Source organism: Celeribacter sp., assembly GCF_048266405.1.
Classification (GTDB): domain Bacteria; phylum Pseudomonadota; class Alphaproteobacteria; order Rhodobacterales; family Rhodobacteraceae; genus Celeribacter.
In genome coordinates this window covers 13,483-38,059 of sequence record NZ_JBLWZO010000013.1, presented here as the reverse complement: position 1 = coordinate 38,059, position 24,577 = coordinate 13,483, and the positions used below count along the sequence as shown (strand labels likewise).

Genomic DNA, 24,577 nt, shown 5'->3' with positions numbered 1-24,577 from the left:
TTAGGGGGCAAGGTGTCTACAAATCTAGGGGCTGTTCATATCTTATTACCTTGGCTTACCGCGCGATGATCCTTGACGCTGAGAGAGTTCGGTCATAACAGGAGCATTGAGCCTCGACGCTCATATTTTAATGTGTTACGGATAATTAAAATGTGTGCAATTAATGTGAGGCAGTCTTGTCATATGAGGAGTTTATATCGGAACTCGGCAAGGCTGGTTTGAGCGTGCGCAAGTTTGCCGATTTGGTCGGCATGCGTCCCAATTCTGTATCGAACAATGCGAAACGCGGTGAAGTCCCGACGCATTTGGCCGTGATCGCCGCGTTGCTCTCTGAGCTACGGGCTAACCGCATCCCAATCGACCCAATCTTCTCGCGTCTCAATTTGACCAAAAGCGCAAAGAAGCCCCGGGGAGCTTCTGCTGCAGGCAAGTTCGGAGGCGACAAGCAAGGTCGCCTTGATTTGCTGCCATGACTCAATCCGTCTCCATCACGCTTGATATGGCGCACGCGATGCTCGGATGGCCCGAGCCGAAGCAAGTGACCCATCCTCGGGGTTCCGGGGCGTCTGTCTATGCGTCGCTGGTCCATGACAAGATCGGGCGCTCCCTTGGATCTTCCCGCGATTTTCGCTATGCACGTCTTGGCGTATTGATGGCGGATCCCGACGCTGTGACTTCCGAGCCGCCTCTCGCGATTGTCGTTGAGTTCGATCAAAGCCCAAGCGCCGATGCTCTGCGCGAGCTTCAGCGTCTATCGTGGAACTTCTCGCACTCGCCCACGCTCATCACTATTGAACCAACGACGCTGCGGGTATGGAGCTGTTGCGAAGCGCCGGATCCGGATCGGCCAATCGCTGACTATCTTGTCACGGCTCTCACGGCCGGCGAAATTGCAGGAGATCAAGGGACAGATTTGCAGAGACGTGCGGCGCGCGCGCTTCACTGGGTTAACCTGATCTCCGGTCATTTCTTCGCCATGCATAAGGGGCGGTTCGACCGAGACGGTCGCGCCGATCAGATGCTGCTCGGCAATATGCGCTATATCCGCGACGAGCTTGCCGCGCGCGGGTTGGTCGATGACGATGTATGCCACGATCTCCTTGCTAGGGTTATCTTCGTCCAGTTCCTCTTCGATCGCAAAGACCAAGACGGCAATCCGGCACTGACTGAGGCCAAGTTACACCGCCTTCACAAAGATCAGGTTCTCGAAGAGCGCCATTCGTCGTTCAGCAGTGTCCTTGCAAATTACGAAGATACCTACAGGTTGTTCGACTGGCTAAACACTAAGTTTAATGGCGACCTCTTTCCTGGCAAGGGGGATACCGCTGAGGCTCGCGCCATCGGATGGAACAAGGAACGCAGCATCGTTTCGCGGGACCATCTTGAATTGCTCGCAGAGTTTATACGCGGTGATCTCGACATGCACTCGAGACAAGCCTGTCTGTGGCCGCAGTACGCCTTCGACGTGATCCCGCTAGAGTTTATTAGCAGTATTTACGAGACCTTCGTAACCAAACGTGCGTCGCAGGATGGGATCTTTTATACCCCGCCGCATATGGTCGACTTCGTACTCGATCGCGTGCTGCCCTGGCATGGCGCGGCATGGGATTTGAAGATCCTCGATCCATCCTGCGGCTCCGGCATTTTCCTTGTGAAGGCTTTCCAGCGGCTGGTGCATCGCTGGAAAGCTGCGAATCCGGATCAGCCGGTGCGTGCCGAAGTGTTACGGCGCCTCCTCGAGCGCAATATCTTTGGCGTCGATATCGATCCGCACGCAGTGCGTGTCGCGTGCTTTAGTCTATACCTCGCGATGTGCGACGAGATTGAGCCGCGGCACTACTGGACACAGGTCAGTTTCCCGTCGATGCGCGACGTGCGTCTGATCCAGTCGGATTTCTTCAACGAGGCCCACAAGGGATTCAGTTGTGAGAGCGATGAGAATTCCTACGACTTGATCATTGGCAACGCGCCGTGGGGCGACGGCGTGATCACTGACGGCGCACGCGAATGGGCTACGGATGAGCGCCGCAAATGGCCGGTCACCAACAATGACATTGGTGGCCTGTTTGTTGTCAAGGCAGCCGAGCTAGCAAAGGGCGACGGACGGGTCGCATTGATCCAGTCGGCGAATAGCCTGCTGTTCAACATTAGTCCGACTGCAATCGAATTCCGAAAAAAGCTGCTGGGCTCTCACCGGGTGGAGACCATTTATAATCTATCGGCACTTCGCTTCAGGGTCTTCAAGCGGAAGACACATACCACCAAAACATCGGCGGCGCCGGTTTGTGTAATTGTTTTGACCAAGGCGGCACCTACCGCTGAGGACACAATAGACTATATCAGCCCGCGATATTTGAAACCATTCGTCGACGAATTTACAGTTGTGATCGAGCCCAATGACCGGCGTGCTCTAACAGTGGCTGAGGCTATCGGCAATCAATTGATTTGGACGCAGCTAATGTGGGGCAGCAAACGCGACATTACTCTGCTCAAACGGCTGCGAGCTTACCCTTCGCTCTCAAGCAGGGCGGATATGCTGAGTCAACAAGGCATCAAGTTCGGAGATCGCACCAAAGTCGTCCCCGCTCTCAGCGAATGGCGCATCTTCAACGACACTTCTTTTCCCGATGGCGCATCCCGCTATTTAGATGTCGCCGATTTTCCAAAGATAGGAAATACGCCGATTCACTCGCGGGCATCTACGAGCGTTGCCTCCTTCGCCGCGCCGCAGTTGATCGTCAAGCAAAGTTGGACCAAGCCTTCAGGACGCTTTAACGCACGTCTGACACGAAGCGCGCATGGCGAAGGGATACTTTGCAACGAAAGCTATTATTCGATCCACTGCGATTCAGAGGCATTGCTTAATGCCGCGTGTTTGGTATTCAACAGCAAGGTCGCGGTCTATGTCCTACTCCTAACAAGCGGTCGTTTTCTTTACCGTCCCAAACCATCCAAGGGAGAATTACTCGGCCTGCCGGTGCCGGACAGCGACGCGCAATGGACCTACACACTCGATACGCCGGAGACGATTGATCGACTGAGCTTCGACTTGTTTCAGCTCAATGAGCCCGAGCGGATACTGGTCGAGGATATGATCGACTATACCTTGGGCGATTTCATCGGAAACGAGCAGTCCATTGGCCGCCAGTCCACACTATCGGCGGGGGCAGATCCTGATGAACATCTACGGGCCTATTGTGAGATTTTCACCCGAGTTTTGAAAGCAGGCTTTGGCGAGCAAAAATCAATTTCTGCAACCATTTTCCAAGTTGAAGAAGAGTACATCCCTTACCGGCTAGTCGCATTCGAGCTTGGGGGGCCGTCGATTAACAGCATCGGTGTTAAGAAAGTGGACTCTGACGAACTTCTCAATGAGTTCCGTCGGCTCGACATGCGCATGCGCTCGCAAGGGGGCATTTTTAATCAACGAGTGGTGCGCATCTACGATGTCGAAGACGGGGTGCCGACAGTTTTCGTTGTCAAGCCAGACCAGAAGCGTTTTTGGACGCGAAGTACCGCTCTGCAGGATGGCGACGAAGTCGCGCTGGATCTCTTCCAATGGACCCAGACCACCGAAACAACACCGGAAGGCTCGTTGCATTGATAAAGGAGGTTGATGATATCCGATCGGCAAAAATCGTGGACCCAAACTTCATCGTCCAAGCCAAGTCGTGGATGCAGAATCCGACGGAAGCACTGTTAGGTTTCATCTGGACTGCATATGCATGTATGCAGGCTGACAAGCCTCAGATTGACTCGCGTGACTTGGAGAGGAGTATTACCCAGTTGCTCGAACCGCGCGTGCGGTCTTCGATGTCAGGATTTGAGCCCTTCTACATTCAGCATGGTCCCTTCGAGCGCGAGACAATGATGCCTCCACCTGCACAACCGCCCGAATATGATCTTGCCTTCGTTCTTAGGGGCAACGAGCGAATTATGTGGCCGATCGAAGCCAAGGTTCTCAAAACCCCGAATGCCGTCGCAAGCTATGTGTCCGACGTCACCAACCAATTTCTGACATGCCGTTACGCTCCATTCTCTAACTCTGGCGCAATGTTAGGCTATTTACTGAACGGCGATGCAGACGATGCATTCGTAACGATTGCGCAAAAGCTCGCTTGCACACTCGATCCGGTACCTGGGCAGGTGGCGAGAAAAAACCGCGTTTCCAACCATTCGAGGACAGTGCCCGCCGGTAAGGCTTATCCCGCCGCCTTTTCTTGCTACCACCTCATCCTAGAGTATCCCGGTTTAACAAGAACCAGCGTTTCCTAATCGTCTTGCCATGAGTGCTTTCCCGGTACTCCATATAGCCATTGCCGGAAGAAATCCGTATCGCCCAGTGGTGTGCGGTGACCGGCGGTTTTATAGGGCCTTTGGCGGCTATGTCGCTAAGCTACTCCGAGATTGGGCGCGTCTTATCCTCGATGTCAAAGCCCTCAATCGATAGGCCGACGATCATATTAATAAACGCTTTCGTCTCAGTGATGATTTCATCGGCCTCCTTGGTTTTGCTAAAGGAGCCTCGATGGACGACGGCATTGCGGGCCAAGTTGATCTTCTCGGTCGACCTGATGAGCGCCTTCGCCGTCTTGCTTGTCCCCGGAGTTGCAAAATAGACCGGCACGAACAGGCGCGTCACCTTCAGTTGCAGTCCGTTGGCCCAGCGGAGAAACTGATCGATGATCACAGCATCGAACTGCGTCTTCTGGGCCCATTCGGTCCGGATTGCGTATTTGGCGGCGATCTCCGCTGCAGTCGCGTAGCGCACGTAAGTTAATCATTCTTGTAAATTATTGATTTTTACAAAGGGGCCAGCTCAGGGGCTGTTTCCCCGCAGGCGCGGGATAGACTTTACGCCCTCTAAGGAGATATCAGTCCCTGAGTGATTACTCGGCAGGAGCGAGAAACGGCCACTCTCCGAAGCCTTCGCCAAGCCCTGTGCAATCGCTTATCTTGACAAGCCTGTGTGGATATTTCTTCGTTCTTGAGAGTTCACACGGGCTGCGGCAGGTTTGGATGAGAGGATGTACAGCATCTCGTGGTGCGCTATGACCAACACCATGGCCAGCGGATCCTGGTATGCTTCCGTTAGCAGAAACATCTTCCAGTTTCGTAAGGCCCGGGCCGTCAGGCTGAGCTGCCGGGGCAGGGGTTTGCGCTCGTCAAGGTAACGACGCCAAAGGGCAGGGGTGTTGCGATGCCGAACAAGCGGTCGGGGCCTGTAGTGTCGTTTCGTTCTGGTTAGATGTTCACCTTTTTTGCGTGGTTTGGCTTGCTGCGCCTCAAACACCCCGAACCGTTCTTCGAGCTTCTTCTTGCTACAAGATCGATCCAATTGGCTTGCCTTTATCGCCTGATCATCCGGGCTCATCAGGACCATACCATTACCGCGCAGCTTTAGGCTAATGTCATATCCGGACAGAACCTCATGCGCTTCCTTCCAGTTTTTGGCTTTTCCCAAACCTTCCAGTATTTCCTCACGGTGCTTTAGAACATGCCGTTGGAATGACTCCTGCCAAGTATGGGCTTCATAATCCCGCGCTGCAGGCGAAAGCTTGTTTGGGTCGCGCTCTTTGCCATCGGTCATGCCGGGATCAATGGCGAGACCGTATTTCTTCTCCATCTCGCGCGAGACCTTGGCGAGGAGCTTAAAATCGCGATGCGGTGTGATGACCTTAAGTGTTTCCGGATGCACTTTGTTAAAGGCGATATGCATGTGGAAATTATCGGTATTGATGTGTGTTCCAACCACCCGCTGATGATCTTCGTAGCCAAGTGCCTTGGCATATTCGGCCTCAATCGCCATTAGGTCATCCTTGGTCAGTTTGTCCTGCTCGCCAGGGCGGAAAGAAACGACAAGATGATAGGTTTTATCTGCAATATCGGGCTTTTGCCGCCGAACCGCTTCGATTTCCAGAAGGGCAAGATCGAGATCCTCGATATTTGTGCCGGCATCGCAATTGCGGATCCAGAACTGATGAAGCTTCTCACCTTTTTCCTCGGCTGCAGCGATGTATTCGCCCAGACGGGTGTAGTTATCCGGCACCCCGGACTTTTTGCCGATTTTGGTCGCGATCATGATTTGTCCTGTTTGCGAATGCCCGGTTGAAGCTGGTCGCGGATATCGCCAATGGCAGCCTTCAGGTCTGCTCGGGTTGTTTCAATATCACGGACCAGGCCGTCAAACTTCTTGAGCAGATCTGCCGAGAGCGGCTCATCGAGAGCGAGTTTAAACAGGTTGCCCAATCGCGCCTGATCGGCATTGACCTTGAGAAGATCACGAATGCCCTGCCATGCCGCAAAGTCAGCGGCACTCGGCAGCTTGGTGTTCATCAATAGCCGCTTGAGCAATTCCGAGCGTGACAGACGCATTTGATGCGCAAGCTGATCGATACGCTCTTTCTCTTCGTCGTTGAGATAGGTCTTGATGACGTGACGTTCGGTGGCCATTTCTTGTTCCGCTATTGCCCGGAAGATCCTGCGGGAGAACCGCCTGGCATCATTTCGGTCTGGATACTCTCGGGAAGGGTGGCATCAAAACCACCAACCAGATTGACGATGCCACGCGTAAAATCGGCACCGAACTTACGGTCATAGACCTCTTTGGCCTTTGCGATGAGATGCGGCTCTCGTTTGTCGGGATTGCTGTAATTGATCAGGTTCGCAAAATACCGTGGATCAAAAGTGATGGTCTTGGCGAAGACCACGTTGCGATCTCCATCACAGACTTCAAACTCGATCATCTCGATCAGGCTGTCGTCTTCGGTCTTGAAGCGGTAATCAACAAAGCACCAGGTCACTTGGTAAAATTGATCACCTTTTGCGATCCGCCCTTTTTCATCAAAACGGGCATGGGGAATGCGCTCGGTGATCGCTTGGCGCAGTTTGTCCTGTCCGTTACTGATTTTCTGACCGAAGATCGAGAGTCCTTTGGAGCGATAGGCAAACATCCAAGGAATGTTGCGCAGGGTCGCATCGTGGAAGCGGTAGCCTTCTGCTTCAATCCAGTTTTCCAGCATGGTGACAGCAATTTTTGGTGAAATCCAAATGCCGGTCTCTTTACGGATGACGTAAATCACACGGTCAAACTGAGTGAGAACGATAGCAAGTATCTGAAGGCTAATTCCGCCCTCTCCACGTTTCTCGCCGCTGCCTTTACTCTTGTTCTTTCTGATGTAGGGGCACCAGTCAAAAATGCCTTCTTCGAACTCAAAGCCTGGGATTCTCCTCTCCGAGTGGCGTCCGTAAGGACGGTCGGTGTGAGGAAGTTCTTCATAAAGACCAATGATCTGGATCGGATTGTCACAGGCCGGGCATACGGCATACTCACGTTGCTTGTTACCCGCTACTTGATACCAAGGCTCAAGTTTTCTGGTGTCGCGTTCAAAGGCCGTCCGCTCGATGTCTTTCTCCCCAATCGTACCTGCCTGCAATTTATAAACGTGCATTATCTGATCTCCCGGCGACGGTCTCACGGATGGAAGAACCGATATTATAATGGTTTATGACACTGTTCCACCATGCAGCCCCCAGCTTGGGGACAGATGCCTTTTGCTCGGCAAGGTAGAGGCATTTCAGCAGGGTGGGCAGATCAAGCGAGAAGGTATGCTCGCCTACCTGCAGGGCGAAGACAACTGCCGGGCCACAAGCGTTGCAATCAAGGTCCTGAGCCCCTTTAATTGTGGCGCGCTTTTCAAAAATATCCTTCACATGCTTTTCGGTCATGAGGTGTTCTCCGGGTAAAATGGCAAATAGGAAAGAGGTGCCGGTGGCATTCATTGTGCCACCGGCTTTCGGGGGTCAGACTGCCAAGCTGGCAGCCTGATGCTCGCGTCCCCGTGTTCTGGTTTTGGCTTTCGGCTTGGTCAGGCCGAGCTGTTCGGTGACAAGGCGTTTCAGCGCCTCAATCCCGCGTTCCCGATGAATGTCGTTAAAGTCAGTCAGGCCTTTGGTTTTTTCCGCGTCATTCAGATCTGGACGCAGGATCTTCGCACCGGTCAGTTCAGATGCCCGTTCAGCACCCTTGATCCCGGCGTTAACATGCTTGGCATGATCGTCATCAGCGGCAATCACTAGGGCGCGATCCGGATGCTGCTTGTGAAGAGCCTCAGCAACGGGGGCGAGATTTCCGGAATCAAGTGCAACGACGACAGTCAACCCGCTGGCCATATGCAGACTTTGACCGGTGGAGTAGCCTTCAGTCACGATCATCGGACCTTTGGGATTACCATCGATCACATGCATCAGACCGCGCTTCTTGCCGTCCTTGAGGAACATCTTGGTGCCATCGGGATGGATGGTCTGGATGTTCTCGATAAAGCCCTTGTCATTGGCCATCGGCATCAGAAGGTTACCTGACTGATCAATGCGCAGATCCCCTGCGGGCACTTGTTTGTTTTGCAGGTAAGCATGATTGGTCGGAGCTGGTTCGGCGTTCTGGAAGATCCCATAGGCCCGTTTGGCAACGGCACGATATTGCGCACGCAATTCCTGTTCCTGGGCCGCCTTGCGGGCAGCGGCTTCGGCTCTGGACTGTTCAAGCTCCTTTGGATCGATCTTGGTGCCGGTCGCCACCCATTTGACCGGGTCCTGTCCCGATTTGTAATTGGTGATGTTGCCTGCCGGGAGACCTTCAAGGAACCCGCGATAGGACCCGCTTTTCTGGCCTTTGCGATCCCCATCAACCGCAACTCGGTGCCATTTGCCATCCATGGTCGGAGGTCCATCGAGGATCAGGCCGTTTTCCTTCAGCGCCTGGGCAAATTCGTCTTCAGGATTGATCTTCGGTTCCGGGGCTTTGGCTTTGGTCTCCTGCCAGCGTTTAAACGGTTCGAGCTCCATATCATCGCGCGCATACCAGGCTTTGGCGCGGCGATCCCATTTTGCCCCGAGCGCCTTGGCTTCATCCTTTTCACTGAACGGCACATTGAGATAGATGCGTTTGCGGTCAGTGTTGGCGTCCTGGTTCGGAGCCTGTGACATCTCGGCTTTCATGGCATTTTCCTTCTGTCGTTCAACAGCCGGGGTTTGGGCAATGGTCTTGGCTTGTTCTTTGGCTTTAACCGGGATCAGGCTTTGGCGCAGATCCGGCTCCATGATCCAGGTGCGGATGTTCTCTGCATCCCGCGCAGCGGCAAACAGCGCATTGCGATCTTCCTTGATGGCTTTCATCCAGGAGCCGACATAGGCGGCGTGGCGTTCCGGATAATGGCCAAGACCAAGCTCGGTGGTCAGCATGTAGCTGGCGATTTCGGCCCGCAGTTCTTCCTTGACATAAACCTCCGAGCCAAACGGCCCAAACTCACGCGCCATACGCGATCCATGGCCGGTAGCATGGCCAAGCTCATGCAAAGCCGTGGCGTAATATTCATACTGGCCTTTAAACGCGGCTTGGTGGGGCATGTGGATGTCATCAGATGAAGACCGGTAAAAAGCTCGGTCATTCTGATCATGGAAGATCGGGACATTGCCCTGTTTGAGGATCAGCTCAGCCCGTTCAACCGGGCTGAAGGTCGGCTCGGGCGCGATATAAGAGGCAAGGCCATCGATCTGATCGGCGTTAAACACGACAGCATGAAACACCCTTGGCCGATCAAGGCGCACGTCTCGGGTTTTGGCGACACCCTTGTCGTCGAGAACCGGCTTGCCAGTGTCATCGAGCACCTTCTCGCGCTCGGACCATTTCCAATATTCGATCATGGTGCCTTTCTCACCCTTGCGGACCTGGGCGTCCTGAGCCGCCGCCTGGCGGTAGGTCATCCAGCGCGGATCGGAACGCCCGCGCATTTCAAGCCAGAGCGCATTGATGCCGCGATAGTCCTTGCCGGAAACAGGATTGAACGGGGCCATGCGGACCTTTCCCGGTTCCCACGGCTTTTGCCCGGGGGCGGTGCCTGCTTCGATATGGCCAAGCAGTTCTTCGACCACCTGATCGCGATAGCTTTTCTTCTTCTCAGCCATGGTTCGCGCCCTCCGCATCAGCAGTCGGATCGATGCCGTCAAAGTGACTGTCGAGCGCGTCATCGGAAGACAGCGCGTCTTCGGTGAAAGCTCCCATGGCATCGGCAATGTCCGGATCAACCGGCACCGGGCCGTTCAGGCTTTCGGTATTAATCATCGAAGAGGCCAGAGCGAGATAGTCCTGGTCATTGAGGGCTGCAGACGCAGGCGTGCCTTTGTCAGGTGTATTGGGTGTTGTCATGATTTGGGTCCTTTGTGAGATGCAGAGGGTGTGGAAGAGATCGCCATTTGGGGGGGCGTCATTTGCGAACGGCGCGACAGTTCGCGATCAAGGAAGTAGAGCTTTTGACGGCCAAGGATGGGCGGCAGACCGGCAACAAAGATCAGAGCATCGCCGGGGACCGGTTTGCGGCCCTCGGTATCAATGATCTGCAGGCGCATGCATTCATCAGGGGTAAGCAACGGGCGGGAGGTTTCGGCGAGATTGTCTGAGACCGATCCGAGATCACCCATGCGCCCGGAGTGCGAGCGTCGCTTTTGCACAATGGTTGCCTTGCCGGTCATGTCCGAGAGCAGCTTGGCGGTTTCGAGTTTGTTCGGCGTGAAGGCAATGCGGATCTTGCAATTGGCCATGATCGACTCATCGCGACCGTAATGCTTGAACAACTGTTCGGTGTTCTGGACGATGATCATGGCTTTGAGGCCATAGCCCGCCATGAAGGCGAGCGATTCCTCAAAGATCTCCAGTTTGCCGATGGCGGTGAACTCATCGAGCATCAAAAGCAGGCGGTGTTTATATCCGGCCAGTGTCTGGCCCGATCCAAACTCCATGCGTTCGGTCATGCGCCGCATAAAGAGATTAAGGATGATGCGCAGCAAAGGCCGCAGGCGGTCCTTGTCCGCAGGTGAAACGACAAGGAATAATGCCATTGGCACATCGCCATTCATCAGATCATGCAGACGAAAATCGCTGGTGGCGGTATTGCGCGCAATGATCGGATCGGCAAAGACGGTCAACTGGGTTTTGGCCGTGGAATGTACGCCGGAGCGTTCTTGGGGGGCCTTGATCATCATGCTGTTGGCCCCGCGCCGGACTTCCTTATTTACATGAGCTTTGCCGTGATCAAAGGCGGCCATGTCGGCAAGAATATGCTCAAAATTATCGTCGCTTTCTTCTGCTTCGCCGTCGCCGGTAATGCCTGAGAGAAAGGTATTCACATCATCAAAACAGGCCGCGCGGTTTTCATCACGCCGCACGCGATAGATGACATGAAGCAAGACGACCGAAAGCCAGCCATAGCCTTCCTGTCGCCAATAATCCTTCATGCCCTGGCCATCGGGATCGATGATCATGGCTGCGATGTTTTGGCAGTCGGCGATGTCCTGTTCGGTATCGACGCGGACTTCGGCCAACGGATTGAAGCGGGCCGACCCATTGGTCGCGGATGGCTCAAAACGCAAGACTTTGTGCCCGATACTGGCAAGCCAACCACCGGTCTTGGCGAAGTTCTCCCCTTTGATATCAAGACAAAGAATGCTTTCACGCCAACTGAGCAGGGTCGAGAGGATCAGGCTCACCCCTTTGCCGGTGCGGGTTGGGGCCCAGACCAGAACATGCTCTGGCCCGTCATGGCGCAATTCACGGATCCGGCCAAACCAAGTTGGCCAGCCACCGACAACCACACCGTCTTTGCGAAACAGCCGGGCTTTCTTGAGATCACGCAGCTTGGCCCAGCGGGCGGAGCCATGCAGTTCATCGCCTTTGCGGTTGCCTCTGACCGTGCTGTTATTGGCACGAGATGCCAGTGCCAGTACGCCAAACATTGAAAGCAGCCCAGTGATGCCGATCCAAAGAGCGGGATAGAGCATTTCATCGGGAAGGCCAGCTGGGTGGGTGGCTGCACTCAGCGACCATTGCCACCAACGCAGATCAAGCGCGTCAAAGCCAACAGCCAGATGCCATTGCCAGAGAATGGCGGTGATCATGGCAACCAGAATGACCGGCAGTGTCAGACGATAGAGTGCTGTCATGACAACACCTCCTTGCTGTCTTTCAGCACATAGCGATCATTGCGTGGTTCCCAGATGTCGGTAATCCGTCGCCAGCCATCGGCGTTGCGTTTGATCTGAACGACAACATCAACCAGCTCGGCGAGAAACTCCGGCACACGTGGCATGGTCTCTCCCGCCCAGGCGATGTTTTGATCGAACTTGCGGTGAATGGCCTGCCACGGGCTTTCGGCATGGATGGTGCACATAAAGCCGGTCACGCCGGAGTTCAGGGCCGCTAAGGCAGCAAAGGCGTTCTGGGTGCTGATCTCGCCAAACAGGATATGGTCGGGCGTGATGCGCATCAGATGATCATAGATCTCGCGCCAGCCGACCATGCCACTGCCGGTCCCGGCCTCACGGGCTGCAATCAGGCCATTGCCATCCCAGAACTGCTCGATATGAAGTTCTGGTGTGTCCTCTATGGCCAGCACACGCCGCGCCGGATCGACGGTGGCCAAAAGCATGTTGAGCAGGGTGGTCTTGCCGGTGTTGGTCGCCCCGCTAATGATCATGTTGGCATCCCCCGCCACCTTATCGATCAGATAGTCGCGGATGGTTGGTGTCACCCCGGCCTGTTCCCAGGTCGGGGTGAAAGGATGCTTGCAGCGGATGGCAAGGCTGAGGTGGCTGCGCACCGATGCACCGACGAGGATCTCGCAGCGATGATTGCCCGGCAGGACGCAGGAGAGCTTTGGACTGTCATCGGGATTGAACTTCAGACCGCGCTGGTTGGCGAGGCTGATGGCGATCCGTTCGATGGCAGCTAGCGTAAGGGCTGGATCCTCGATCTCACGCTTGCCTTCCCCGCGTCGTTCGGTAACGACGCGGTGTGGGCGGTTCATACGGATTTCGACGGTGGAGAGATCGCCGTAATAGCTGGCCAGAGGCCCGAGGATCTTCTCAAATAGGGGATTGGGGGAAAGGGCGTTCATCACCACCATCCCCACGCAGCCATGCAATTGGTTTTTGCCGCGTTGGTATGTGCTGGAAAGGTGTAATTGTATTGTGCGAGGGCACGGTAGCTAAAGTAGCCGACAACATACGGATAGGTGTTCGGGGGCGTTTCGCAAAGCCGGGTATCAGGATCCCCGATAGCCACACCGTCTTCACGGATAATCGCTTTGGTCGCAGAGGCACGTGACCAGGTGCAGTTCATGTTGCGGGTATCAGACCAGGGGCTATCGTTACTCCCGACGGTTGTCGAATACGAACTTGTGCCGCATGGACCGCCAGAGCTTTGACCATTCGAACTATAGGTTCGGGTGGTGATCGTGCTCCACGCGACATTCGGAGTGCATTTGTCCCCAAGGTTTAATGGTGTGGCATCGCCAACAATGACCTTGTGAGTTGAGCCATCCGGACGTTCATAGGACTGGACCAAATCCCGCGCATCAAAGCGCGTGCAGTCTTCATAAAAATGCTCGCCGTTCGTTGCAGGGGCTTCGCCGGAATAGATATAGGCGGTCTGGGGCTCACCCGGCAAAACCTCACTGGTTTTGATGTTAAAGCGGCCTTTGGGCGTGCCTTCGATATAGACCGTGGTCAGACGATAGGCGAATAGCTGGTCATCATGGGGTTGCCAGCCGGTGGTTTCGACCTGATGCGGATAGGCAATCTCGCTATCCTGGCATTCGGTGACATATTGCGGAACGCCATCAAGCTGGTAGTAAAACCGCTCACGGCCATAGCTGGCACCAGCCGCCAGATCATGGTTCCAAAGCGATGGATTATCGCAGCCATCAATCGTCGACTGGATCGCAATATTGGCCGTATCGGGTTTGCATTCGGTGATGAATTGCTCAACCCCGTTGACCACAATCTGTTTGCGGCTTTGACGGGTTACCGTGCCAGCCGCCTGATTAATGATCGGTGCGCAGACTTCCTGCCCGGCAGCGTTCTTGTAAACCGTTTCGTGGGGATATTCGGTGCCATTGTCCGAGCAGGCATCTGCCTGCCAGGTGGTGCCGTTCAGCTCATAGATATGACGACCGGTTTGCAAGGACAAACCAGCGGCAAAATCATGCCGGATTGAACAGCCATCGGTGACAGATACCAGCGGAACAGGTTCAATTTCTTCAGACGGTTCGCAACTGCGTACCTGAACTTCGTTGTTGCTGGCATTGTCATAGGCGAGTGAGGCCTGTGGGACCGCCATCATCTCGTTGTAATCAAGATAGACCGAGCAGGCAGAGGCCTTCTCGGTAATATCAAAGACCTTGTCTTCGTCCTTCAGGCAGTCGGTAACTTCCTGTCGGTTGCCGCCGCCATCGGTGTAATAAAGCAGGTATTGCGCGACTGCCTGACGGGTTTCCATATCGACGGTATCGCCGCAAACTGAATAGCTGCGATCCAGCGGATAGCGATCTGCGCCATCTTCACAGGTGCCCGCGCTAACATTGCCGTCTTCGGTGGTTTCGACACGGCTTTGCTGGACAGCAACGAGCTGGGCCAGATCCACCCGGATGTTGCAGCCTTCTGTCGTCACACGCACGGTTGGCGCGCTGGTATCTTCCGCAACATCCAAAGCGGCAGGCGAGGAATAACCTGCCGCATCGGCATTCTTTGAGGCGTTTGATCCGACAGTGTTTGACGCCCCGGTATCGGCCTCTGACGTCTCGGTTTCTTTTTCTTCCTTGTCGTCGTCGTCTTCGACCGCATTCAAGCGCTGAAGGGCCGCAATCAGGGTTTCCTGATTGCCTTCAATGGTGACCGGCGAAGCCGGATCAAGCTCCGGGCTGTCCATATTGAACTGCGCGACAAAATCGTTTGAATCAAGTGGCTCGGATCTGCCGTCTTTCTCAACCCCGGTCAGGACCAGTTGGGCAATCAGGCTGTCTTCGTAATTGACATAACGGGCATAGGCTTTTGCCGTCACACCTTCGGTCAGTTTGGGCGGTGCACCGGGCACATCGACCAGACCAAGATCAATGGCCATCGGTTCATTTTGCGAGACGGCGGTGCGGGTTATCGCACGGGTCACGATGTTGACCTTGCGCACCATCTCCTCGATGCCGGGTTCAGAATTCGTTTCGGATGATGGGTTTGGTGTTTCTTGCATCTGTGCCAGTGCCGGAGACACCAGACAGGATGACAGGAGCAAACACCAAAGCGTTTGTTTGTTCATGCTATTACTCCACATTTGCGATGTACCAGTCCGTTGCCGGACGGATTTGAAGGCGTGTGCCTTGGGGAATGGTGATGATGGGTTGCAGGGAAAGGGTTTCTTCGAGCACGCTGGCGCTGATCTCACCAAAGCGGGTCGAGAGCTCTTCAGCGGCTTTTTCAGAAGCCGCCGTTGCGACTTCGCCGTCGCTGTCTTCGGATTTTGTTGAGGCCGCGGCATAGCGCACAGCCGTCGAAATGCCGGTCAGCATGAAAGCGGTGCCATAGCGCTCCCAGAAACGGCGATCCACCTCGCCAGCAGCCCCTTGTCGGCCCTGAATGTCACCGATGGGGGAGGCAAGCTGGCGGATCTCGGCACGATGTCCGGCAATCAGAATGCGTTCACAAGAAATCGACAGGCGTGAGCTGCCCATATCCTTGGGTGGATCATAATTACAAATCAGCCGGGATCCTTTGGGGATCAGGACATTGCGCCCGTGATAGCCATAAACATCACGCGCCGACTGCACGATCACGGTGCCGGTTGCGTCACCGCCAACCTGGCTGTTGATCCCGGTTTCGAGAATGACGGTGATGTAGCGATCTGCCGTAATGATCCGGCTGTTATCGACCGGCAGCGTCGAGGTGCGACGTGGACCTTCATAATCAGCCTTGTCGTTTTCACCGACCGGCAGATCTAGCGGATCCATTGCCGCAGGTGCCGTCATGCCGGGCAGGGAGGCTTTGCCCGACAATCTTGCCATATCGCCAGACTGCCACGCCGGAGCCCCCCAGCCTGACGACAGGGAAACGCGCTGTTGCCAGGCGGCCTCCAAGGCCGTGCGGTATGGATCTGGCGCAGGCGGTTCAGGAACGGGTTCAGGTTCCGGCGCGGGTTCGGGTGCCAGTGTCGGTTCGGGGGCAGGCTTTGCCTCCTTGATGATGATCGGTGGCATTGCCGGGGCAGGCGTTGCAGGCGCTGGTGGTGGCGGTGCCGGAAGTGCCCAGACCGATGGATCATCGGCAGGCAGGGTTGGTGGTTCATTGACCACCGGTTCCGCACACACGCCACCAAAGGTCAAACCAAGCACCAGGGCAATATCACAAAACGCACTCATGCTGCGTCCCCGGTATATTCAACACAGAGGAAGCTTTGACCGCTTTTGAGCGTGATCAGCGGACGCGTGCTTTCGATGATGTAGGTCTCGCCCTGAACGCGGGTATTGACCAACTCATCAATGCCATCGACCACGACATAGGCGGTCGGCAGTTCGACATCCTTCCAGCGTTTGCCAAAGCGGATATACGTAAAATGATCATCGCGAAAAACGGTTTCGGGGCGGAGCGTTTCATCGCCCCAGAGGTCATACTCACCCCAGCCGCGCAGCGCATTTGGATCGAACGGGGATTGGGCAACAAAGTCACCGTCAGGCGTGCCGGGATTGGTCTCACTCAGTCCGGCAATCGCACTGTCGATAGCAGCAGACTTATTGCCTTGCCTCGGAACAGACATCGCCGGAAGGGCCGGTTTTCCTGTGTCGTCCAAAACACCAGTAAAGCCGGGGACAGCCGGATCGCTATCGATTTGCACCGATCCTTCGATGCGGACAACGAGATCGGGCACATTGACCGAATTGAAACTCTCGGCCCGCAGATAGAACGGATAGACTGCACCGGACTTGCCATAGACGACCAGTGAGGTGTCGTAGCCATAGCCACTTGGACGAACAGCAAGACGGCGCTCCCCACGCGGTTTGACCGAGAACCCGCCATCATCCCCCAAATCAACAGCTTCGATGATCTCGCCGCGTGGCAGTTCAACAACTGTGACCATGAATTCACGGGTGCGGATTTTATACGTGCAGTCACTGCAGAGATCCGTTGCATAGACCGCATCATCAGGTTCGGCCCGATCCCAGACATCCTGAACTTGCCCGCTTGTGCGCGGTCGGCGCATGGCCGAGAAATAGCCTTCATTCTGATCGCGTGCCTGATCGACCACGCTGTCAGGTACGGGCATGGCCGGGGCGGAGTGTTGTGGTGAGGCAGACGAATCAGAAAACGGTTGCTGCGATTGACCGGGCATTGGTGGGCGGGCTGCTGTTTGCGCATTGGCGCGTTGATAGCCAAGCACGAGGACAGCCAAAATCAGGCTGCCCAGAACAAGATGGAAAACAAGATTACTCAGGCGTTTCATGACGCACCTCTTTCTCTCAGCACCATGTCGAGCACGGTGACGCCAAAGGGATTTGTGTATTTGTCGGCTTCGGAGACGTTCTGCTGGCGGGTGGCCAGCGTCAGGTAAGCGCGCAAGGCTTTGCGCGAGATCTCTTTGCCGCGACGGTGATCGATCTGGATAAAATCGACTGCGTATTTATGGTCCGATGACAGGGTGGCGATGGGATCGATGGAGACGATCCGCACTTCGCGTTCGATGCCTTTTTCAAGGGCCTCGGTGATCAGGCCGCTATCGATCCGTTCGCGTTTAAAACGTTCCCAGAAGCGGGCATCGGATAACCGCGATGCTTCGCGCTGGCGTTCTTCCTGTGTGACCGGATCGATCTCGTTGGTGATCAGGACAAAGCGCTTTGCCTGGGCTTCAAGGAAAACCTCAAAGCCACCAACTTTCTTGCTGATCGGTTCAACGACATAGGTGCGCTCATCCGGGCCATAGGTCCGAACCAGGGCAATCTCGGTTTCCTTGAGCGGTACGAGATGGGAAATGGTTTGCGCTAAAACGACAACCCCGGCCCCCAGCACGATGTTGGTTCCGGCAGACAGCCGCAGCATCCAGGCCAACCGGCGATGGCTTGCCTGAAAGCTGTAAGGATCTGCTGCGACCGTCTGCGCATGAGGGGATACCGGAGCCGAGATCGACGTGCGCTCGTGATCGCGCTTGCCGATACGTCCTAACCAAGCCATGAGAAACCCTCGCCGTTGAATTCGACGGGATCGCAAACGCACGGGCTGAGTTTCATTTCATCGGTGCCGGTTCCGTCTTTGGGGATCTCGCGATCCTTTGAAGCGGTGACACAGCCCGACAGAAGAACGACAAGGCAAAGCATGGGAATGAGACGTGGTTGGATCAGGCGCATGGCTGCGATCCTTTCTGATTGGTAGCGGTTTGGGGGGAAGAGGCACCAAGCCCGAATGCAAGTCGGGCAAGGGCAAGGACGATGGAAAGTGCGATCCAAATATGGACGGCACTGCGCATCAGACCGGCAAGCTGGGCGGCATCGACTTCTCGAAGCGCCATGACAAAGACAATCAGGCTTTCCGGCGAAATCATGCCGGTCAGAATGAGCAGCCAGAGCGCGACTAGGGGGAAGGCGAGGATGATCCGCAGGGCATCACGCAGGAACTGTTTGAGGCGACTCATGACTTGTCCCCCCGATCAAAGGTCGGGGTTTTAAGGCGTTCCATGACGCTTTGACGATGGGCATCAAAGGCTGAACCGAACCGACCAAATTGACCTTTGGCCGCATTCAATGCGCCAGCGGGGTCGCCCGCAGCAGCTTGTCCCATTCCAAACCCTTTTGCGCCTGCAGCAAGAGTATTCCCCGCAGCCTTAAGGCCAGAAGGTGCGAACTGTTTGGCGTGGTTCAGAACAGTAAGACCGGTTGCGGTCATGCCTGCGGTAATGACCGCAGCCGCCTGATTGGTCAGCTGAGATCCGGCAATCGAGTTGGCCATGCCGGTTGCCTCGGCCATAAAGGCCGTGCCCATCCAGCCAAGAACAATGGCGACCCACAGACCGGGATTATCGATGGATGTGATCTCACGAACGTTTTCGGTGTTCTGGATATCAAGCGAGGCCGCACCATAGAGGCACAATGCCAAAGCCAGTGTTGAACCAAACAACACCATGAAGGCGGCGAAGACGGTACGAACACCGGTAATCGCCATCCCGCGTCCCCAGCCAAACCCGAGGGCGAGCATCAGGATCGGGGAGAGGGCTGAAAACATCATCACGCGGAAGATGCTAACAACGACCTGGCTGAAATAGACAATGATCAGGATGATATAGGGCAGGGCCAGCAGCACGCCGTATACACCGGCCATAAGGTTGCCCAGCGAGATTGACGCCCAAATCTCAAAGGCAATCCGCAAGACAACCATTAAGCCGCGTTCGGCGACATAAACCAGTTGGGCCATGCCACCCAGCGATGATGCTTCGCTTGGGATTTTGGCGCTTGCGATGCCACCTTCCATTCCGGCAGACAGCACCACTCCGGCAGCACTACCCATCGTTGATAAAGCCATCTGATAGATGGAATTTACGAGAGTGGGCCCTTGCCCGCCGAGCAGCAGACCGGCTATAGTGATGAACGCGAATTCATGAGCGAATCCAATCAGATCGCCCTTTCCCATGATCATCTTGCCGCCATGAATGACGATCCACAGACTAACGACGGAGAGATAGATGAACCACATGGGGTCGAGCAGCACACTGCTCAGGTTTTGGGTGAAGCTGTTTGCCAGATCGACATACTCCGTCACCACGTCGCAGGTCATGCAGGTGATGTCATCTTCATTCATTGCCGCTTTCCTTTTGATTTTTTGGGGAACCGCAAACGCGCAAATTTATGCCCAGAAATCTGACTATCTGGACTGGAGTTACGCGGTATCTCTTTGGGAGAGTTACGACCGCGCAGAAGCGGTCGCTGAATGGGATCTCGTGATGCCGGTATATGAAGCTAACAAAGCGCTTTTCTCTGGCTCGCGAGATGAAGTGCTGCAGCGTTTGGCAAGTCATCCGGAAGGCGATCTGATTAAACGCGGGCATGACTTGGACCGGGTCTATCAAGTCTGGAAGCACGTCTATCGCGCCGTTACCAACAAGGACAAAGCGTTCGCCTGGAACGATTGGAAATCGGGTGGGTCTTGCTGGACGATGGAACAGCGAAACGTTTTCACGCACTCGTGCCGCGATCTTCCTGATTGGCGCACAGAGAATGACATCAGACGCGACAACGCCATACTTTCCGAAGCAAAACAGTAGAGAGTGAATACGATGCTTGAATTCGTCCTTTACATCGTCTGCATCACCGGGTTGCTTTTTCTCAGTGTTGGGATGGCGGACGCATGGAACAAAAAGACTCCCCTGCGGATATTTATTGCAATATCGATTTTTGTTGGAGGTACTTACATCGGGTATCTCTACCCCTTTGTTCCGGCCATATTTCTCGTATTTCTTTTGCTCGGCGTCTTCGGAAAACTTAGGAGCGGTAAGGATAAAAATCCTGAGAACACAGGAGCCCCAAAATTTAAGAAAAACAATGCAGATACTGACCAGAAAAATGATGGTCCAATAACGGGTTCCCGCGCTACCGAGGCGATACTTTTCGATGGAGACCCAATACGCATAAAGCGGGCACGAAAGATCAAAAAGACGTTTGGACACTATCCCTGGTATATGGGCGGGGATTTGTAATTTCTTGACGATCATTCCGCTTCCTCCCCACCATCACGTTGCTGGGGCGGCAGGTATTGCAACAACATCGTCGACTGGATCTTGACCAGTTGCGCCGTAAGCTGCTGTTGTTGAACCTGCTGGCGGTTTGACATTGCCATCCATTTGGCAAGCGCCATCAAAAGCCGCTTCATATCCGCCGCACCATTGGTGGCGGCTTCAAGCTCTTCAATGGCCTGCTGGATTTCCTCTGTGCTTTGAACGATCAGGTCGCTCTGTGCGAGCCCCGTGGTGACAGCATCTTTGGTCAGCTCTTCGCGCCGGGCTTCGACCATCGCACGGGCTTGTTGTTGTGCTTGCCATTTGGCCTTGTTGACCGGGTGATCCGGATCCGACCAGACACCGCTGCCTGAACCAGAGCCACTATTGGTTCCTTCAAATTCGCTGCCCTCCGGAAACGTCCAGGTCGAAGGATCGTTCGGATCGAACCAAAGCGATTTACGGTAAATGCTGCGCCCTTCGCAGATGCTGAAGAAATCAAGATCATCAAGATTGAGGCCCGGCATCAGACCCGACAGATCCGGTGTCAGACACTGAATGTCGCGCATGATCCGGCTGGTGAGTTTTTGCATGTTGAGGATCGGCAGGGTGATCTGACCCATTGCGCCGATAGCATCAATCGTGCCCTGTGCCTGGGCACTGAGTTTGGTCAGCCATTCGGTATGTTCTTTAAGCTGATCGATCTGCTTTTGCATTTTGCTCAGCTGCTCGCCCAGTTTGGCGATGGCCGACACATCGATCACCGGATAGGTGGCATAGGCAATGGCAGGTGTTGCCAGAACAATCCCGAAGGCCAGAGCTACTGAACGCAGACGCCTGTTCATGACGCACCTCCTGCACGGAGAATGGCGACAAGTAAAAGGATCAGGATCGCGCTGGTGGTGATTGGCCAGTTCAACATGCCAATCAGGCCGATGACACCAATGAGACTGGCAACGGTGATAGAGGCCAAAGGCACTTTCATCATGTCCGGGTGATTGGTACGGGTTACAGATGGCTCTGCCATGCATCCCCCCATTTGGTTTGGATGGTGGCCAGATCGTTGTTGGCATCCGGGCCAGAACGATAGAAACGGACGGCATCACCAAGCGGTGTCAGATCGACATCAAGAATGGCACTTTCCTCAAAGCCGCTGGCTTCATCGCGCTTGATAATCAGAACCCGCCGATCATTCTTTTTGCGCGAACGGGTACGGCCCTGGACAAACAGCTTTTGTTCTTCATTGAGATTGAACGGCTTGAGGCTTTCTTCCGTCACCTTGGAGTTCGGGAAGAAAATCATCGTCGCGGTGTTCTCGATGATGGCTTCCGCCGCCCCGGTTTTGCCAAGACCTGCCGGATCCTGAAACGCCATGCCGACCGCACCACCAAGCTTGCGGTATTCGCGGTACATCTCAGCCCCGAGATCCCGGAAGCCGGGGTTGGAAAGAAGTTTGGCGGCTTCATCAATGAAGATGACAAAGCCACCATTGCGCCCGGCAACCGATTTACTGATCGCCTCAGATATATGGCCAACCACAGGCGCACCCAGCGCTGGATCGGCCAGCGCCTCGTTCATATTGATCCCAACCATGTGTGATTGGTTCAGTAACCCGCCGAGGCTGTCATGGGGGGCATTGAAGATATGGCTGCGAAGTCCGGTGTTTCCCTTGTCGTCAGAAACCCACTGCGCAAAGGCACGCCGGAGTGTTGAACGGCGGGCAAAGGCAAAGGGATAGATTGCATTGAGCGTGCGGTGTGGCGGTTCAATCTGAAACGCAAGATCGACGGCATGGTTCAGCGCATCAATGTCTCCGTCTTCCAGATCAATCCCGGCCAGAGATTTGAGGATCGCATAGACACGTTCACGGTTCTTTGGGCTATCGTCTCCGACATCCAGCGGGTTAAGCGACAATCCATCATAGGCCTGATAAAGGCCGCCCATGGCTTCGACCATGAAGCGCGTGCCTTCCTTGGAATCAAAGATGTAGGAGCGGATATTGTCGAACTTTGCCAGCCCACCCATCAGATGCATGATCAGGGTGGATTTACCGACACCCGACGGAGCAAAGACAAGGAAGTTGCCCAGCGAGAAGGGCTTGTTCACGACCTGAAACTGAAACGCATAGGATTGGCCTGTCGGGGTTTTGAACCAGCGCACGGGTGCCGGGCCAAACTGGCTGGCCAACAGGCCGGTGGCTGAATGCGGTAAAGCCCAAAGGGCCGCGATGTTCTGATCGCGCAGATCAAGCGGGGCCATAAACTGACTGCCCGGCAATCTGATCTTGCGTTTGGAGACGACAGGCAAACGGTTAAACCAGCAAACCGGTGCGCCGCGTGTTTGCACCGCATAGCCGATCCGTTTGTTGCCAAGAATCTCTGTGATCTCGCGGATCAGGGTGTTGAGTTTATCTTCGGTTGCAGCACGCGGAATGATCTGGAACTGGGTGGCAAAGAGGGCTGTTTTGCCTTCGGCCAAAAGATCGAGCAGGGTCGAGACTTCTGCCGCAGCTGCCGGATTTCCAAACCACGAGTTTGACTCACCTGCCATACGGCGCTTGTTGACCAGCATCGCCTGATCACTGCCCCATGGATCACAGATCTGGCAAATCTCGATATCACCCTGCAGGGCAAGGATCTCGCCGATCAGATGACCAGACACTGTTTCTGGCCACAGGGTAACCGTGATGACTTTCTGAAACTGCTGTGCCGGAACCTGAGTGGTGATGGCGCCATTCACCTTGTTGCAGTGAAGGTCGGAAGCAGGCAGGTTGGCCGACAGATTGCGGCTGATCGCCGGAAGATCGCGGCGATATTCGCCACTGACCAACCCATTGAGGAACCCGGTCAGAAGACAGGGTTGATCGTCGTTAGAACGGGCAAGCAACTCCGGGCGGTATTCGGAAAGAATGGCCGGGATCTTCTCTTCGGCATCCAGCAAGGGCTGCATGGCCTGTGTTGTTGCCATCAGATACCAGTCGATGAAATAGCTTGATTTATATTGCTGAGCTTCAGCCCTGCCGATCTCATCCAGCACAGTGTTTGGCCATGTGGCATCTGCGGCAATCTCGCGTCGGCGTTTAATCGCAAACAGGCGGACAGCGATGTTGCGTTTGCCAAGCTCCTGCAGAAGCGATTGACGGCCTAGCAACAAGCTCTGCTGCTCGGTCTCAATCCTTGCGTCATAGCTTGTGCCCTGCAGGTGCCAAACACGCGAAAGCGATTCATCCTTGCCACGGACGGTGACGCCATCAACAGGATCGATCCCGTCGAGTTCCAATTCGTCTTGGAGCCAGTCTTGGGTAATGTCGCCCAGCAACAGGCGGCGGCCTGCTGGAACGACCAAGCCGCCAGCCATCCCGCTCACAAGGCCCGTCGTGATCACATCGGTCCAGATCATTTGCGCCCTCCTGTGGTCAGGAGGCGCGCACCCTTGCGGCTGCCCCAGAACATTGGGGCAACCAGCAACTCGCGGTCATGGTTCGGATTGATCTGCTGATGTTTGACAAGATAGATCCATGCGACGATAAATCCGAGAAGACCGCCTGGAATAACCAAAACCGGAAAGTCGAACACGACCGGGAGAACAAAACCCAGCACACCGGCAAGCCCTGCGACGAGAAGCAAACTGACGGGCAGGCCGATTAGGGTCATTTGGCGCTGGGCCTGGATAAGAACAGCACTGGCAGCTTTCATTTGAGAACCCCCAGAAGACCCGAAGCAATGGCCGGTCCTGCGGTGACCAGAATGCCGCCAATCACCATCATGATGCCGCGTTGCGGATCAAGCCGACCGGTAAAGGCCGCCCAGCCGCCGTAAACGACAAGACCAAGACCCAGTGCGATGGCAAAGATCTTGCCAAAGCCTTCGGCCAGCAGTTCGAGGAAGGAAACAACCGGATCCCACCAGTTCCCACCGGCAGTACTTTGAGCAAAGGCCGGTTCGGTCATGGCCAGTGTGGCGAGGCCTGCGATGGCGACAATTTTGAGAAGGTTACGTTTATCCATGG

Annotated in this window: 26 protein-coding genes; 5 read left to right on the top strand and 21 right to left on the bottom strand. The window is 55.1% G+C overall.

Features of this window, described 5'->3' with window-relative positions; all coding sequences use genetic code 11:
- The first annotated feature begins 176 nt into the window (after positions 1 to 176).
- The 3 genes from ACN0TS_RS16335 to ACN0TS_RS16325 are packed head-to-tail and all read left to right on the top strand — an operon-like array spanning position 177 to position 4,275.
- Complete coding sequence (locus ACN0TS_RS16335) at positions 177 to 473, top strand: hypothetical protein (RefSeq protein ID WP_417260431.1); 297 nt, start codon at positions 177 to 179, stop codon at positions 471 to 473.
- Positions 470 to 3,604, top strand: a complete 3,135-nt coding sequence (locus tag ACN0TS_RS16330; RefSeq protein ID WP_417260430.1) for an HsdM family class I SAM-dependent methyltransferase — start codon at positions 470 to 472, stop codon at positions 3,602 to 3,604. The genes ACN0TS_RS16335 and ACN0TS_RS16330 overlap by 4 nt, the downstream gene beginning before the upstream one ends.
- Complete coding sequence (locus tag ACN0TS_RS16325; RefSeq protein WP_417260429.1) at positions 3,559 to 4,275, top strand: hypothetical protein; 717 nt, start codon at positions 3,559 to 3,561, stop codon at positions 4,273 to 4,275. Before ACN0TS_RS16330 ends, ACN0TS_RS16325 begins: the two co-directional genes overlap by 46 nt.
- Positions 4,276 to 4,396: 121 nt before the next feature.
- Here ACN0TS_RS16325 and ACN0TS_RS16320 read toward each other — a convergent pair whose 3' ends face one another.
- The 16 genes from ACN0TS_RS16320 to ACN0TS_RS16245 form a co-directional block, all read right to left on the bottom strand.
- Positions 4,397 to 4,771, bottom strand: coding sequence for a hypothetical protein (locus tag ACN0TS_RS16320; RefSeq protein ID WP_417260428.1), 375 nt, complete (start codon positions 4,769 to 4,771; stop codon positions 4,397 to 4,399).
- 180 nt (positions 4,772 to 4,951) lie between these two features.
- Positions 4,952 to 6,082, bottom strand: coding sequence for a TraI/MobA(P) family conjugative relaxase (gene traI, locus ACN0TS_RS16315; protein ID WP_417260427.1), 1,131 nt, complete (start codon positions 6,080 to 6,082; stop codon positions 4,952 to 4,954).
- Positions 6,079 to 6,453, bottom strand: coding sequence for a plasmid mobilization protein (locus ACN0TS_RS16310; RefSeq protein ID WP_417260426.1), 375 nt, complete (start codon positions 6,451 to 6,453; stop codon positions 6,079 to 6,081). The genes traI and ACN0TS_RS16310 overlap by 4 nt, the downstream gene beginning before the upstream one ends.
- A gap of 11 nt (positions 6,454 to 6,464) precedes the next feature.
- Positions 6,465 to 7,451 carry a hypothetical protein gene (locus ACN0TS_RS16305; RefSeq protein WP_417260425.1) on the bottom strand — a complete coding sequence of 329 codons (987 nt, stop codon included), beginning with the start codon at positions 7,449 to 7,451 and terminating at the stop codon, positions 6,465 to 6,467.
- Positions 7,438 to 7,728 carry a hypothetical protein gene (locus ACN0TS_RS16300; RefSeq protein ID WP_417260424.1) on the bottom strand — a complete coding sequence of 97 codons (291 nt, stop codon included), beginning with the start codon at positions 7,726 to 7,728 and terminating at the stop codon, positions 7,438 to 7,440. Before ACN0TS_RS16300 ends, ACN0TS_RS16305 begins: the two co-directional genes overlap by 14 nt.
- 75 nt (positions 7,729 to 7,803) lie before the next feature.
- Entirely contained in the window at positions 7,804 to 9,963 is a 2,160-nt protein-coding gene (locus ACN0TS_RS16295; protein ID WP_417260423.1) for a zincin-like metallopeptidase domain-containing protein, read from the bottom strand.
- On the bottom strand, positions 9,956 to 10,204 hold the full coding sequence (locus ACN0TS_RS16290) for a hypothetical protein (RefSeq protein ID WP_417260422.1): 249 nt from the start codon (positions 10,202 to 10,204) through the stop codon (positions 9,956 to 9,958). Before ACN0TS_RS16290 ends, ACN0TS_RS16295 begins: the two co-directional genes overlap by 8 nt.
- On the bottom strand, positions 10,201 to 11,994 hold the full coding sequence (locus ACN0TS_RS16285; RefSeq protein ID WP_417260421.1) for a type IV secretory system conjugative DNA transfer family protein: 1,794 nt from the start codon (positions 11,992 to 11,994) through the stop codon (positions 10,201 to 10,203). The genes ACN0TS_RS16290 and ACN0TS_RS16285 overlap by 4 nt, the downstream gene beginning before the upstream one ends.
- Entirely contained in the window at positions 11,991 to 12,947 is a 957-nt protein-coding gene (locus ACN0TS_RS16280; protein WP_417260420.1) for an ATPase, T2SS/T4P/T4SS family, read from the bottom strand. Before ACN0TS_RS16280 ends, ACN0TS_RS16285 begins: the two co-directional genes overlap by 4 nt.
- On the bottom strand, positions 12,947 to 15,139 hold the full coding sequence (locus tag ACN0TS_RS16275; protein WP_417260419.1) for a hypothetical protein: 2,193 nt from the start codon (positions 15,137 to 15,139) through the stop codon (positions 12,947 to 12,949). Before ACN0TS_RS16275 ends, ACN0TS_RS16280 begins: the two co-directional genes overlap by 1 nt.
- 4 nt (positions 15,140 to 15,143) lie before the next feature.
- Positions 15,144 to 16,235 carry a TrbI/VirB10 family protein gene (locus ACN0TS_RS16270; protein ID WP_417260418.1) on the bottom strand — a complete coding sequence of 364 codons (1,092 nt, stop codon included), beginning with the start codon at positions 16,233 to 16,235 and terminating at the stop codon, positions 15,144 to 15,146.
- Positions 16,232 to 17,314, bottom strand: coding sequence for a TrbG/VirB9 family P-type conjugative transfer protein (locus ACN0TS_RS16265; protein ID WP_417260417.1), 1,083 nt, complete (start codon positions 17,312 to 17,314; stop codon positions 16,232 to 16,234). Before ACN0TS_RS16265 ends, ACN0TS_RS16270 begins: the two co-directional genes overlap by 4 nt.
- Positions 17,311 to 18,039, bottom strand: a complete 729-nt coding sequence (locus tag ACN0TS_RS16260) for a type IV secretion system protein (protein ID WP_417260416.1) — start codon at positions 18,037 to 18,039, stop codon at positions 17,311 to 17,313. The genes ACN0TS_RS16265 and ACN0TS_RS16260 overlap by 4 nt, the downstream gene beginning before the upstream one ends.
- Positions 18,027 to 18,212 carry a hypothetical protein gene (locus ACN0TS_RS16255; RefSeq protein ID WP_417260415.1) on the bottom strand — a complete coding sequence of 62 codons (186 nt, stop codon included), beginning with the start codon at positions 18,210 to 18,212 and terminating at the stop codon, positions 18,027 to 18,029. Before ACN0TS_RS16255 ends, ACN0TS_RS16260 begins: the two co-directional genes overlap by 13 nt.
- A complete protein-coding gene (locus ACN0TS_RS16250) occupies positions 18,203 to 18,496 on the bottom strand; it encodes a hypothetical protein (protein ID WP_417260414.1) in 294 nt (97 codons plus the stop codon). The genes ACN0TS_RS16255 and ACN0TS_RS16250 overlap by 10 nt, the downstream gene beginning before the upstream one ends.
- Positions 18,493 to 19,656 (bottom strand): hypothetical protein, encoded by a 1,164-nt coding sequence (locus ACN0TS_RS16245; protein WP_417260413.1) that lies wholly within the window; start codon positions 19,654 to 19,656, stop codon positions 18,493 to 18,495. The genes ACN0TS_RS16250 and ACN0TS_RS16245 overlap by 4 nt, the downstream gene beginning before the upstream one ends.
- On the opposite strand from ACN0TS_RS16245, the gene ACN0TS_RS16240 reads away from it, so the two are divergent.
- Both ACN0TS_RS16240 and ACN0TS_RS16235 read left to right on the top strand, forming a co-directional pair.
- Positions 19,640 to 20,119 carry a hypothetical protein gene (locus ACN0TS_RS16240; protein ID WP_417260412.1) on the top strand — a complete coding sequence of 160 codons (480 nt, stop codon included), beginning with the start codon at positions 19,640 to 19,642 and terminating at the stop codon, positions 20,117 to 20,119. The two genes, ACN0TS_RS16245 and ACN0TS_RS16240, sit on opposite strands and share 17 nt — an antisense overlap.
- A 12-nt stretch (positions 20,120 to 20,131) precedes the next feature.
- Positions 20,132 to 20,551, top strand: a complete 420-nt coding sequence (locus ACN0TS_RS16235; protein WP_417260411.1) for a hypothetical protein — start codon at positions 20,132 to 20,134, stop codon at positions 20,549 to 20,551.
- A gap of 11 nt (positions 20,552 to 20,562) precedes the next feature.
- Here the strand turns inward: ACN0TS_RS16235 and ACN0TS_RS16230 are convergent, their stop codons facing one another.
- Genes ACN0TS_RS16230 through ACN0TS_RS16210 form a run of 5 tightly spaced genes read right to left on the bottom strand, consistent with a single transcriptional unit; the run spans position 20,563 to position 24,575 of the window.
- Positions 20,563 to 21,414: a hypothetical protein gene (locus tag ACN0TS_RS16230; protein ID WP_417260410.1), complete on the bottom strand. Its 852-nt coding sequence runs from the start codon at positions 21,412 to 21,414 to the stop codon at positions 20,563 to 20,565.
- The gene (locus tag ACN0TS_RS16225; protein WP_417260409.1) at positions 21,411 to 21,596 is read right to left on the bottom strand and encodes a hypothetical protein; all 186 of its coding nucleotides are present in this window, start codon (positions 21,594 to 21,596) and stop codon (positions 21,411 to 21,413) included. Before ACN0TS_RS16225 ends, ACN0TS_RS16230 begins: the two co-directional genes overlap by 4 nt.
- Positions 21,578 to 23,968, bottom strand: a complete 2,391-nt coding sequence (locus tag ACN0TS_RS16220) for a VirB4 family type IV secretion system protein (RefSeq protein WP_417260408.1) — start codon at positions 23,966 to 23,968, stop codon at positions 21,578 to 21,580. Before ACN0TS_RS16220 ends, ACN0TS_RS16225 begins: the two co-directional genes overlap by 19 nt.
- Positions 23,965 to 24,264 carry a hypothetical protein gene (locus ACN0TS_RS16215; protein WP_417260407.1) on the bottom strand — a complete coding sequence of 100 codons (300 nt, stop codon included), beginning with the start codon at positions 24,262 to 24,264 and terminating at the stop codon, positions 23,965 to 23,967. The genes ACN0TS_RS16220 and ACN0TS_RS16215 overlap by 4 nt, the downstream gene beginning before the upstream one ends.
- Positions 24,261 to 24,575 carry a TrbC/VirB2 family protein gene (locus tag ACN0TS_RS16210; protein ID WP_417260406.1) on the bottom strand — a complete coding sequence of 105 codons (315 nt, stop codon included), beginning with the start codon at positions 24,573 to 24,575 and terminating at the stop codon, positions 24,261 to 24,263. Before ACN0TS_RS16210 ends, ACN0TS_RS16215 begins: the two co-directional genes overlap by 4 nt.
- Between the last annotated feature and the right edge of the window lie 2 nt (positions 24,576 to 24,577).